Genomic DNA, 13,147 nt, shown 5'->3' with positions numbered 1-13,147 from the left:
TAAACCCCGATTAATATGCGAACGGTTGACATGTTTCAATGCTACAAAGGTTAGACAACGTTTCGTAAAACGTCGTAACGTTTTCCTCGCGAGGCACGTCGGATACTGCGGTGGCTCCCGCGTGGCACCTCTTGACGGGCGCCGCAGCCGAGTTGGTAGTCATCCCGGCGATATCGATTCGATAAGCTTGTGGACGTCAGCATGACCAGATTCTGCGCATCCTGCGGGCGCCAGGAAAAGGAACGCTCACAAGAAGCATTCGCAGTAGACGACTTCCGCTTATTTGCAAGTCAGCCTATGAACCTGCATGAGTTACAGCGAAACGAGCTTGCGCACCTCGAGGGCATTGTGGCTCATCTCGGAACGTTGAGAAACGATGGTCAATTCGAGGCCGGTTGCATTATTTATAGTTTGTCGTACTGGAGATCGCGTGTGCTCGCGGTATGTGGCTTGAATCCGGAGGCTGACATCGAAGCGAGAACGCACAGACTTCTCGAATACTTACAAGTGGTCGATGACGTGAGCGCTGCGCCACTTTCGCTTCCACGAGTTGGTCACGGGCCCAGTAGGGCCGCACGCCCTGTCGGATGAGAAACCACTCGTCGATGAGGAAACCCTGAGAGAACGATGTCTGCTATGAGAGAACCCTCCAAAAGAAATTGATCCGCCGATTAGAAAACGGACTATCAGTGCGTGTCTCGACTCCGACGCATCTCGAGAGACGGCGTTCCTGGGATTGCTCTGCGCAATCGGTGGCACAAGCCATAGGTTCGGTATGCGTCGGAAATTTGCCTCTATAACACACGCCATCGTTAGCGGCATTGACGCGTAATTTATGCGCAAAATTTTTGGCATATGGTGTGCAGGCACATTCGGTTTCTGAAGCGCGGTCAGCATCCCCCGCGCCGAGTTGCGAGGGCTCATGAAGGCGGAAGCTAGTTGACGGAATTGGAGGCGAATAGAGTTCTTGAAGCTCGCGAGTCGCACTGGATCACCCTATTACGATCATCTACAAGCAACGCAAGCCGCCGAGATAAGACCATGAACGAACTAGAGCAATACATGAAGGTGCTAGAGGACCACGGCCTCGAGTACCCGCAGCGGTTCTATCTCAGACTTTCGCAAGATCGGTACATTGAATCGACCAAACGTTTTCTGGAACAGTCTGCGATTCGTCACGCGCATGTGGTAGCGCCGCTCTCAATGGATGAAGTTTGCTATTTCTTTGATTCTGCCGCTGACTTGAAACGGTTTTTAGACCACGTCACTGGCATGGGCGTGCCCTATTGAGTATTACTAAATCGACAACAGCCGACTATCGACATCGCCTCGCATGGTTTAAGTTCGTCGCTTCGGCGACGGATATGACTCGTGGGCAAGATGGACGAAGCGACGCGAGAGGCGAATGTGAGCCGGACGCCTTGACGCTAGCGTGCAGGAACCCTGTCGATGCCGCCAAAGCCGTTGACGTGCCGCGCCAGGAGGCTTAGAAGGCATACACGAACGCGGCATCTGGGCGTTGGCTTTTGCGTCATGGACGCGGGCGACCGAAGCAACCGGATCGGGCCTGCCGAGCTTGCGTATTTCTGTAGGGCCTAGTAGCTCACGGATTCGGCACCGCGCTTACTCGTTGCGCGACTGGATGGCGACGCCTTCGGCGAACTACACTTCTCGACGATTGTTGAGCGCGTTAAAAGCAAAAAACGAGTCAGACCGGCTTCTTTATTTCGACGGCAGCTTGCTCGTGTTTTGCGTTGTAACCAATGTATTCATATGTTAGTTGATGAGTCTCCAGAAACTCATGAAATGCCTTTATTTCACCCTCTTTCCAGCCAGGATAATTAAAGTATTCATCGAAGACGATGATGCATCCCGGCTTGATTTTTTCACCAAGATTTTCGAAAATTACCTTTGTCGATGAGTACAGATCACAGTCGATATGCAGGAAAGACACGTCTTTTGAATAATTTTTAGCAAATTCTGGCAAGGTCTTATCAAACCACCCTTTAATTAAAACCACATTTTTCGACACCTTGGGCAGTCCGTCGACCTTAAAGAATCCCCGATCAAATCCATCTCTCCATCGTTCAGGAAGTCCCTCAAATGAGTCAAAGCCATAGACTTCAGAGGTTACTTTGCTCGCTATATGGTTGATTGATTTCCCGCTGAATACTCCGAATTCACAAATAAGCCCGTCACCCTTTATCATGGATATTGCCTTCGAGAGCAATTCATATGAAGATGCTACGGAATCTACTCCGAGCATGTTGCTTTCAACATAATCAATTGTCTCCTCAAGTGCTCTTCTTTGAAGCGCAGCTTGGATATTTTGATCTCTCAGCGTTAAAGATAAATTTATTTCGGATCTTATAAGATATCTGAGCGGTTTACTAATGTACGTAAGTGGTTTTTTTAAAAAACTATACATTCTCGCTGCTCCATTCGAGATTCGTTAATCACAACAGCCGTGCGACGTACAAAAATCGATCTGATCTTTAGAACCGAGACGCCAAGTCATCTTGATTCCACCGAGACATTACGCAAAATCTGCGTGTAGTTATAGATCTGACATTCACTATCCGATGAAAGCCCCGCCGACGTTCGTTTGCACCCTGCCTTTCCACCGAGGACAAATGGATGCGCGCCCGCTATAGCGGAACACATTAATCAGCCAACTGCTTACTTCAAAGGGCCCGCTTGCCTCCCGGAGGACGTGTTTTGCGCTTGCTGTAGTGAAGCCACGGGAGATATTCTTTCAACAGCCCTAGGTAAGTGGCGACATTTTTCCGCCGCACAGGATGGCTGCCTCGTACAGCATGCAAAAAAAATATGGCATTACCCATCCGCCCACTCGCATACGTCTTCCCCATATTGCTTCTTCTGCCCTGAAGTACTTTTATGGACGCGCGCGACCCGTACTGCGCGAGCGTCTGATTCAGTTCAGACCATGGACTAATTTTTGCCCCTTCTCCTGTGCCGTGTCCAGCCGAACCAAGTGGGCGCGTATGGAATACGGAAAACCGATCGATGATACCGACCTTTCCCAATAAAGCTACCCGCGTAGGCCAGACGAAATCAAGGCCCCAGCCTGATTTGGTCGTTTTGAAGCTGTCTATTATCGCATGCAACGCACTCGACGAGAAACATGGGACCATTACTTCCACGAAATTTGTCTCACGAAATTCGAACGCCTTGTTTTGCAACGTTGTTGCGTGACCGAAATAGCTTCTCTCGTCAAGCGACGGTTGTGCGAGCGCAAAATTCTCTCGGTCCACGTACTCGAAAAAACCGTTCAATGTTTTAACATCGGTCAGGATATCGTCGTCCGGGAGCCAGATGTAGCGATATTGCGAAATCAATTGAGCATTGTGCGCCATGAAGTCGTTGAGACCTTCCCACTTTGATCCCTTGAATCGATGTACGACTTTGGCAAAAACGTCTGTGTAACTGTCGCTTTTCCCATAGTAACTCAAAATCAAGTCAAAGTTGGGGGTCTCCGCACCAGTGAACCACTGCGGATGCAAGGAACTGTCCCCACACCTGAGAACGACCAAATACTTTTTCATCTCTCAATTTCCCTATGACGTAGGAGTCAGATTTCGGAACGTCGAAAGACAGTCGGCAGTCTCGGCGAAGATTGCTCTTCTCCTTAGACAAGCTCTTCGGCAGCCTTGAGCGCGGCGCCAACAACTTGGTCCATGTTGTAATAGCGGTACTGCGCCAATCTGCCCACAAAAGTGACGTCGTCGACTTCCTCCGCGAGCGCGTTATAGCGCATGAACAAGGCCTCGTTCTCCTTCCGGGGAATCGGATAGTATGGCTCACCTTCGGCCCTCGGGTATTCCTTCACAATCGATGTTCCCCGATGCTGTTGCCCGGTAAGGTGCTTGAACTCTGTAATCCTCGTGTACTCGTGATCATTTGGATAGTTGATCGTACCTGTCGGCTGGAGGCGCTCCACGCCGCTCCGATGCAGATGTTCGAAGTACAGGCTTCGATACGGGAGTTTGCCGAAGCGGTAGCCAAAATACGCGTCGATCGGTCCGGTGTACACAACGTGACCATATTCGATAATCGCTTTCATCTCGTCGTAGTCGGTCGACAAACGTACTTCGATATCTGGACTGGCAAGCATTTTTTCGAACATCGCGGTATAGCCTTGCGCCGGCATAAATTGAAAAGTGTCGGTAAAGTACCGGTCATCGTCGTTCGAACGCGTCGGTATTCGCGCCGCGACCCCCGCAGACAGTTGAGACAGATCAAGTCCCCATTGCTTGCGTGTGTAGCCACGGAAAAACTTTTCGCACAGGTCGCGGCCAACATTACTCAGTACTACGTCTTCGCTGGTAGTGATCGTCTCTCGGGCTTCACGTACAGATTCGAGGAACACCAGCGTGTCCTGCTCGCTCAGATTGAGGCCGTATAGCTTGTTGATCGTGGTGCGATTGATCGGAATTGGATAGAGATTCCCATCTACCCACGCTCTAACGCGGTGCTCGTAGAAGTGCCAATCGGTGAAGGCGGAGAGATATTCAAATATCCGCTTGCTGTTCGTATGAAAAATATGCGGGCCATACGGATGGATCAGTACGCCATTTTCATCTTTACGGTCATATGCGTTTCCGCCGATGTGATTCCGCTTGTCTACTACCAGTACGCGCTTCCCGCGTGCGGCCAGGCGTTCGGCACAGACTGAGCCGGCAAAGCCAGCGCCCACGATAAGAAAGTCATATCTCATCTCTGCGCATCCTCGTATAGAAAGCCGGAATTTTGCATCTGATCAGGTGCAGCGCCATTAAGGTCGTGACCAAGAATTCAGTGGCGAGCGCCGACATTGCAGCGCCCCGAGCGCCGTACGCCGACGCAAGCGGTACGAGCACGGTGAGGTTGAACAAGCCGGAAACAATCGTTATCTCGCTAACTCTCTTTTTCATGCCTAGCGGCAGCATGACTTGAACGCCGAGCACATTGCTCACACAGACTAGCAGCGGTATGAGGGCCATCCATTTCAGGACGATGACGGCCGGTTCGTATCCGGGCCCCATCGCGATACGAACGATCGATTCTGCGCCAGCCCAGAGCGCAACCGATGCTAGCAGCATGGTTGAGCCGAGCAGGTAGAGCATCTTGCGCACCAGCATAAACGCCCTTTCGGAATCTTCGGAAAAAAGCGCCGTCACGCGCGGGTAGATTGCATTGGCCAGCGGGCCGAGCGGCGCCTGGGCGACGTTCCGAACCTTATCCGCCACGCCAAAATAGCCGACAGCGACATCTCCGGCAAGAAATCCAAGCATCACACTATTCGTGGTGGTGTACAGACTGATTGCTGCCGTGGAGATGAACGTGTGCCAGCCGTCACGAAGCACCTCAATGATGTCTGCCCTGGTCGGCAACATCGCGATGATCAGCCGGTTTTTTGCGATCAGAATCATTGAGACGACTCCGGCAGCAACCATGCTCATCGAGTTGATGAGTGAAGCGATCCATGTGTCGGCCGACGAGCGTACAAGAAAGAACGTGAGCGGAAGCAGGAGCAGCCTTGCGCTCAAGACCGAAGCCGTGGTGAACGTCATCCGCTCCAGGCCTTGGAAAAGCCACTGCGGGAACAGAACCGTCCCAATAACAAGCGGATAGGTCGCCAGCAGCACTGGCAGCATCTCCCGCAATCTTGGCACCAAGAACGCGGCCAGCAACAGGATAGCGAGGCCGACCACGGCGATGAGGGCCTTTGCTCCCTGGGTCGCCCAAAAGATCCTTGATACTGCGTATCGATCGTGCTGGACCCGTGCGACTTGGGCCGTGGATGACCAGTTGAAACCGTACTCGGTCAACAGCACGAGATACCCAACCATCGCTTGCGCAAAGACGTATGCACCAAAGTTTTCCGGGCGAAGAACGCGCAGTAGATAGGGAAACGTTGCAAGCGGCAGCAGAATGTTAGCGGCTTGCAGAACCGCAAGCGCAACAATGTTTCGTCGGAGTGGACTCACCATGCCTCTATCTCGGTGTCAATCATTGATTTTGGGCGACGCTATACAGTGCAGTGCATCTTGCCTCTGGTTTGCCGCTAGTCCAACTTCCCTGACTCACACCTGCTGAGCAGGCTGCGGTGTTTCTGACACTCGCGGTCTCGATCACGACCGGAAATTCGTTCAACGATCAAGTGCCTGCGGCGCCGGACTTAATGCGTGGCACGCCTCGTTTCGCTGAGTTCATTTCACATACGTCAGTCAACCTTTGGGCGTGTCCAAGTCATCGCGCGGTGCGTTGTCGATTCGCTTCACCATCGGCTAATGAACAAGAAGCGAGGCAGGCCGTTCTGCCACCATTTCCGCGGACACGATTGCTCCTGCCTGTCGAGATCCAGAAAACCGGGCGCAGCACCTTCGGGGATATTGACTGTCAGTCACAATAAAGTGCTTCATCAAGCTTGGGGCTGTGGCTAAGAGTCGGACGAGCCGAATCATTTTAAGCAAGACAGTTGACTACAAGTTCTGGGGCACCAGGGATTTCGGGAGCGCCAGTGCCAAACGCGTCGTGATCCGTGCGACGAGCTCACAAATGTCGCCCATTTCGCCGCTGAGGAGCCTCAAAAGACGCTGCCTGAAAACGTCGACCCGCTCGCCGACCATTGCACCGTTTTGAGAAATCAGCCAAAGAGGCACGGCGGTGCGGCGGTGGCTGGTTGATCAGTTCTTTGACGAGATCGACAAATTCGGCTAAGACACCGCGCTTTCACCGCGGCGCGATTCGTCGCGATAAGGGCAAGATGGAAAACAATTGGCAACATAGGTAGGATTGCTATGCCGCCAGCGGGTAAAGCTGCTGAGCGTGAGTGCTTCCGTTGCCGCTGCCTCACATTTGACCCTTGGAAATCGTGTGCATGAGCGCAATGCCGCTCATCAGGATCCGAGCGCAACGAAAATTCTTGAAGCCAAGCATGGGCCGCGTGCGTCGCTTGATCGCCCGACGATCTTGCTCGACAACATTGTTCAAATACGTGTTCTGGCAAATCTTGATCGTGTTTGCCGCTCCGCGTTGAGAGCACCCAGCGCGGCTGGGTTCGCACCGCTTCTATCGCTTGTGACCGTCTCGGGCTCGCCGTTTTGCTCGATTGACCTTTCGAAGCAGCGCCTCGTCGCAGCGCTGTCACGATGGGCCCGCAGCAGAGAATCCACCGTGTTACCTTCCTTGTCAACTGCGCGATATAAATACTTCCACTCGCCTCGGACCTTGATGTACGTTTCATCCATTCGCTAGCTCCGACCGACGGCATTTTTGTGACGACGAAAAGCCCTCCACAGAAACGGCAATGCCTTGATGGCCCAGCGGTACACAGTTGAATGATCGACCGAGATTTTGCGTTCCGCCATCATCTCTTCAAGGTGTAGAAGGCTCAGCGGGTACGCCACATACCAGCGTACGCACGTCAGGCGGATAGTGCAAACGCTTGAGCACCCGTGCCACGGCTGGATTCAGAATCGTCATCACGCATCCGATCGTTCGTATTGGCAGCCGCGTGATAACCCGACGCTTACTGCGACAAAGCCGGCTTGAGGCCCGACCGCCTAGCTGCAACAGACCGTAGCCGCCAGAGCTGGCGCGCCGTTCGTGCTCAAATCAAACTCACCAATCGAATGGCTTTGGAGCAGACAGTTCTTCGACCAAGCTAGCCTGTCAGGCGACTAGATAAAGGTGACGAAAAAACAATGAGGCTGCTAAAGAGCAGTTCGTTCGGAACCTTCTCGCGGCCGCTGTCAAAATGTTGTCAGGGCGCTTTCGCTTCGCCGATCCTGCCCAATTGGAGACATTAGCATTTCACTGGGGTAATTCTCCGCTCTCCCGATGCGTGGCGCCTTTCCGAAGGATAAGATGACAGCCATAGACCAGCAACTCCTGGTCGTCCATTGATCTGAATTCGCGATTCAAAGAAGCCTTAGAAATTGGCAACGTGTCCCAACATTTTCGCTCGATGATCTCGACGTTGAAACCCGAGTTTTCGAACGCGCATTTGACCTGCCCTATCCCGAGTCGGTTAGTATATATATTCGCCCTTCTGACAACTCCGCTTTCCCATGTAGAATTTGGAAAGCGCAGGTGATTCAAGCTTCCCGCAAGCATGTCTCGGAAATCCAGAAGATGTGAGCCAGTTCCGCCATCCGGCGAAGTCACTCGATACAGCTCATCCGAGAATCTCTGAAATTCAGCTAGCGGAATATGCTGTAGGCAGGAATGTGAAAATGAAAAATCGATCTCACCATCTTGAAGATCGGAGAAGCTGGCGATGCCATTTATGAGGTATCTGCAATGCAGCGCGTTGAGCAAGCCCTCTGAAGACGTGTGTTCCTCGACCTCCGGCATGCACTCACCCATGCTACGAAGTTCGTATATCAAGACACGGTAGGGACGTGACGCAGTTTCCGCGAAGGGCCCTGCATCTATCAGCACCTTACGTCTGAATCGCGGATGAGCGGACACCGCTGTGAACAGTGAATCGCCCGGCCCGATCTCCAACAACGTTTGCGCCGTCTGACTAGCATGAGAGACGTGATGCTGATACACAGTTCGGGCGTAATCTGGGTTAAGCATCGCTCCGAGCTTGAAGACTCCATGGCGCCGCCAGAATGAATATGGAATACCAAGGTTCGACGCAATGACCTTCGAAGCCAGCTTGGCCTGCCATGGTACAAGCATTGGCATCGTCGTGTTCCGAGAAGGGCGTGGGGTTCCCAATCTAAGGACATGAAAGCAATAAGTCAAGCCAAGCCGATCACTTAGAAAGCACGAATCAAATGACTGAAGATTAGATTGACGGGCTTTTAACCGACTCCTACATCGCATCCATTGCGCTGGCTGCCGGAGCTCGAATCCTCCGACACGCTGCCTGCCGAAAGAGTCTAACTGTTCCAATGAATCGGCAAGATGCGCGAATCTGTCTCGCTGCCATCGTGAAATGGTCGAGACACTCGCGAGTCCTGCGCGTGGTCGGCGAAGGCGGCAAGATCATATGCGGAGCTATCTCGCCCGGTTGGAGCGGCCCTGACGCGCTCAAATGCGGTGCCGACCAAGACGTCGCTGAGTGATTGCCGCGTTCGGCGCTGCATGGCGTCTGGCACCGAAAGTCTTGCGACGCTTCCCACTGCTTTTCCACCGGATGGCCGCCCTCAAGGGTCTGCAACCACACGGTATGCCACAGCGAACCCCTGCCAATAAGACCTACTCCACGCCGGTGCGCCAAAAAGTCTCGCGTGCCAATAATTTATTACGTCCGCCTTTCGATGTACTCTATCATCCGAGACGAGCTTTCCGGCTAAAAAATTCCGACGAGAGCTGTCGTTGCCTCGGTGACGACACCTGAAAGACCTGAGAGAAATGAAAAACAATCTGACTTCGAGAGCGGGGCGACCAAGCCTTTACACGCCGAGAAATGTTGACAGCGAAATCGCTCACTTTGAGCGGGTTCTCGCCGGCGAAGGGGCGGATTCCTTGTTCGCCAGAACATATTGGCGCGGGCGTGTATTGGACGTCCAAGCGACGAGCGGGCTCATCCCCCGACAGCGCGAACGGTTCGACCGCCTTCTTGCGCTTTTTTCTGATCGTCCTCAGGCACCGGAGCAATGAGCACGATCGCCTGCGAGTCCGGGCACTTCGGAGACGACAGCGCAGCGCTGCTACGAGTCGTCGGCGGCTGCGAACATCGATCGTGCCAAAGTCTTACAAGCGCCCTTTTAAGCGCTTCCATGACGACCTCCTCTTCAACCAAGGGAGGTCACTTTGCGCTTGGTGAATAGTCAATCTTCGACCCCTATCGGAGGTTCGCTAACGGATGATCCGACCGGCTCTCTTCGACGTACAACGGACATCCGAACGCGCGGGACGTCATTGGTTCGGTCGGAGGGCGCAAGGCACCCGCGTGGGAGAATGGCTATCGACTGGCAAAGCAGCAACCACCTGAGCGTGTTCGAATTGGACGTGGGTCGCGATAAGGTAACCTAAATAGACTGAAAAACTTCGCCGTATGCAGCGAACGTCGCTCTAAAGTTGGTTACTCGCCGAGTCGGCGCGGCGTTAGCGGTCTGTGCTTTGCGCTCTGAGAATCGAATACGTCGGCGCCTCCGGTGCCCAAATCGATCGGTTGAATCCGCCCATCCTGCTCGACATTCCGCGCCGTCATTTTCCGCGAGCACCTTAGTGTGAGGCTAGGTCGCATGCAATCACGGCTCATCGACCTAAATTGAGCCATTGATTCAATGCCGGATCCTTCCTCATCGAATCCTCGAGAAACTTGGTTCTCAGTGTTCTGCCCTTCGAGTTCAGATGCAGGTCTGTATTGAAGAAATACTTACGGTTGAATACGAGCTGATTCCGATCATCGAGCACGGTGCCGAGTGGCGCAATCGCCGACGCGAATTCCCGCGACGCTTGCTCCACTCGATCTGCGCGCGTAGCGCTCGTCGCCACGTACGGAATATTGGCGAAGTAGACGCTCACGCCCTTGCGGTTCATGTCCCGCACGAATTCCTGAAGAGTTCGGAAACTGCCGGGGCACACCTCGGTTTTCTGCTCGGGCGATGCCGCACGCCCAGTAAAGTACGAGCCGTCTATCTGCTGCATGTTGCCCAGGTTATCGAGGTGATAGGCCGAATAGGCGAATGCAGACGGGCGCGGCGAATGAGTGAATTCGGCCAGAATGTCCTTGTCACGGAACGTCTTCAGCCGATCTTCAATCGAGCGCGGAAACCACGTCGCGCGAATGCGGGCGAGCGCCAGCTCGAAGAGCAGCCCAGGACCGCTCATTGATATGGCTTCGAGCCGTTCGAGCGTCGACCATGACTGCCAGCGCTGGTGATCCCAAGCGATCGCGTTGCGGGCCCGCCAGATGATATTCGAGCTGTCTTCCGCTTCACAATAGTATTCCCGCTCCAGCGGCAGGATAACCGTGTCATTGCGTTCCGCAGCCGATGCGACCTCGGTGAGAATTTTGTCCAGCGCAAGGCCAGCGTGAAGTCCGTAGTTGATCACCGGAATATCAAGATCCCTGCTAAGCCGATCGGTGTCTACGCTAAAGAGCACATTCGAGCCAGCCGCTATGATCAATTTGCGCTGTCCCTGATAGTGATTGGCGATACTTCGCTTGACCACGGTCATTTCTCGCACCCAGTATTCGGCGGAGATCGGCGCGGGCGCGAGCAACAACGACACGGAAAAGTACGCGAAGGCAATCACCAGCAGCGAAGTCGCGAATATTTTCAGGTAGCTCATGGTCAAAACTCAAAATACAGAAACTCGGACGGACCATCGGACCTGATCGCCAGGACCACGACGAAGAAAAGAAGTGCCGACATAACGGCAAGCATCGCGCGCGGATTAACGAAGGACAAGCTCTTTCGCTTAGTGGCGGTCACCGGCCAACGCATGTCCGAATTCTCCGCGGACATGTGTTCTTCGAGCAGACGCTGCAGATTGGGGAATGCCCAGACGAGAATCGAGCCGAAGAGCAGTGCGATAAACACGATGTTCGGCAGCGTCACCGACGATATCAGCCCGTCAAAGCGCAAGCTTGAATGGAGCTTCGAACCCTCGAAGACGGACAGGTGTCCTCGCAGGGCGACGGGAAGCGAAATGCCGTGCAATCCGGTCATACCGGCGAGCACGTTCCATGCGGTTGCGAAGTTATCGGCCCGAAAGAAGACCCATCCAACGACTACCGCGATGAAGGTGAGCGCCACACTCGCCATCCGCCATGGCGCGCTCGTGTGAGCGACGCCAAAGCGCGAGGCATGGGCGCGCCAGCCGTGATTGATGATCAGATAAGCGCCGTGCAGCCCGCCCCACACGACGAACGTCCAGCCCGCGCCATGCCACAGACCGCCCAGCAGCATCGTTATCATCAGGTTGGCGTGGCGGCGCAGCAGTCCGCCATTGCGACTTCCACCCAGCGGTATGTAAAGGTAATCACGCAGGAACGCCGAGAGCGTCATGTGCCAGCGTCGCCAGAAGTCGATGATGCTCGCGGATTTATAAGGGGAGTCGAAGTTTATCGGCAGTTTGACGTTGAACAGCAGGGAGATGCCTACCGCCATATCGCAATAGCCCGAGAAATCGAAATACAGTTGCAGCGTATACGCGAAGGCCGCGATCCACGCCTCAAAGAATGTGAGCGGCACGCCTGCGCTGGCCACGCTGAAGAGGGGCGTTGCGGCTCGGGCCAAGGTGTCGGCGATCAGCACTTTCTTTGCAAGCCCCAGGACAAAAACCGTTAGCCCGGCCGCTATGTTATGCGGATTGATCTCGAAAGTGTCCGGATTGCCGAACTGCGGCATCATCTGCTTGTGATGCAGAACAGGTCCCGCGATCAGATGTGGAAAGTAAGTGACGAACAGTAAATAGTTAGCGAAGCAGTACTCGCGCGCAACGCCACGATTGACGTCCACGAGAAAGGCGATCTGCGTGAAGGTAAAGAACGAAATGCCTAAAGGCAGAATCACTGCAAGCACATCCAGATGCCAGCCCAGGAAGTGATTCGTCGAGTCGATAAAGAAGTTCGCATATTTATAGTAGCCAAGCACCGCGAGGTTGACCGCGACCGCGGCAGCGGTCTCCCAATTAGCGCGTCCAGGCCGCAAACATCTGCTTTTCGTGCCGATCCACCAGGCGGCCCCGTAGTTGAACGTAATGGATGCCAGCAAGAGCGCGACGAAGCGGGGATTCCACACCGCATAGAAGCATAGCGACGCCACTCCGAGCCACATGACAGCCCATCGATGACGGTAACGACTGAGCAGAAACGTACCGGCGAACACAATCGGAAGAAAAAGGAAGAGAAATGAATCGGAATTGAACAGCATGTTCGGCTACCTCGACGTCTGATCGGCTATGCCGCCAAGCGAATGGCGACATGTCTTTGCCGCGCGTGGTCTGTCGAATTGGCAAGGTCCACGTGGTTTACTTGAGTGCTGCAACATCGTCCGTCTTTTTCCTGAGACGCTTCCCTTTCGGTTGCTGACTGGAGATGATTCTAGTTTTTCCAGACATTGCTTGTAATTCAATGTCGGAAGACACCATTCCTTTGGCTGACGAATGGGGGCGGCATGTGCAGACGGCGCGGTTGTGCCGCAAAGGCGAACGCTTGTTCTCGAAAGGCGGA

At 53.9% G+C, this 13,147-nt stretch carries 8 protein-coding genes and 1 pseudogene; 1 reads left to right on the top strand and 8 read right to left on the bottom strand.

Annotation, left to right across the window (positions count from 1 at the left end):
- Positions 1 to 1,041: 1,041 nt before the first annotated feature.
- Positions 1,042 to 1,290 (top strand): hypothetical protein, encoded by a 249-nt coding sequence (locus NK8_RS33910; RefSeq protein WP_213233823.1) that lies wholly within the window; start codon positions 1,042 to 1,044, stop codon positions 1,288 to 1,290.
- A 418-nt stretch (positions 1,291 to 1,708) separates the two neighbouring features.
- Here the strand turns inward: NK8_RS33910 and NK8_RS33905 are convergent, their stop codons facing one another.
- The 8 genes and pseudogenes from NK8_RS33905 to NK8_RS33870 all read right to left on the bottom strand — a co-directional run bounded on the left by NK8_RS33905 (position 1,709) and on the right by NK8_RS33870 (position 12,848).
- The gene (locus NK8_RS33905; RefSeq protein ID WP_213233822.1) at positions 1,709 to 2,428 is read right to left on the bottom strand and encodes a class I SAM-dependent methyltransferase; all 720 of its coding nucleotides are present in this window, start codon (positions 2,426 to 2,428) and stop codon (positions 1,709 to 1,711) included.
- Positions 2,429 to 2,684: 256 nt separating this feature from the next.
- Positions 2,685 to 3,566 (bottom strand): DUF707 domain-containing protein, encoded by an 882-nt coding sequence (locus NK8_RS33900; protein WP_213233820.1) that lies wholly within the window; start codon positions 3,564 to 3,566, stop codon positions 2,685 to 2,687.
- Positions 3,567 to 3,649: 83 nt separating this feature from the next.
- Positions 3,650 to 4,738: a UDP-galactopyranose mutase gene (glf, locus tag NK8_RS33895; protein WP_213233819.1), complete on the bottom strand. Its 1,089-nt coding sequence runs from the start codon at positions 4,736 to 4,738 to the stop codon at positions 3,650 to 3,652.
- Positions 4,728 to 5,993, bottom strand: a complete 1,266-nt coding sequence (locus NK8_RS33890; protein ID WP_213233818.1) for a flippase — start codon at positions 5,991 to 5,993, stop codon at positions 4,728 to 4,730. The genes glf and NK8_RS33890 overlap by 11 nt, the downstream gene beginning before the upstream one ends.
- A gap of 862 nt (positions 5,994 to 6,855) precedes the next feature.
- Positions 6,856 to 7,488 (bottom strand): annotated as a pseudogene (locus NK8_RS33885) (IS6 family transposase).
- Between the two features lie 330 nt (positions 7,489 to 7,818).
- Positions 7,819 to 8,700 (bottom strand): class I SAM-dependent methyltransferase, encoded by an 882-nt coding sequence (locus NK8_RS33880; protein ID WP_213233817.1) that lies wholly within the window; start codon positions 8,698 to 8,700, stop codon positions 7,819 to 7,821.
- Between the two features lie 1,521 nt (positions 8,701 to 10,221).
- Positions 10,222 to 11,262, bottom strand: a complete 1,041-nt coding sequence (locus NK8_RS33875) for a hypothetical protein (protein ID WP_213233816.1) — start codon at positions 11,260 to 11,262, stop codon at positions 10,222 to 10,224.
- Positions 11,263 to 11,264: 2 nt separating this feature from the next.
- A complete protein-coding gene (locus NK8_RS33870; RefSeq protein WP_213233815.1) occupies positions 11,265 to 12,848 on the bottom strand; it encodes an MBOAT family protein in 1,584 nt (527 codons plus the stop codon).
- Between the last annotated feature and the right edge of the window lie 299 nt (positions 12,849 to 13,147).

The sequence above is a fragment of the Caballeronia sp. NK8 genome, assembly GCF_018408855.1.
Lineage (GTDB): Bacteria > Pseudomonadota > Gammaproteobacteria > Burkholderiales > Burkholderiaceae > Caballeronia.
This window is presented reverse-complemented; position numbering and strand designations above follow the sequence as displayed.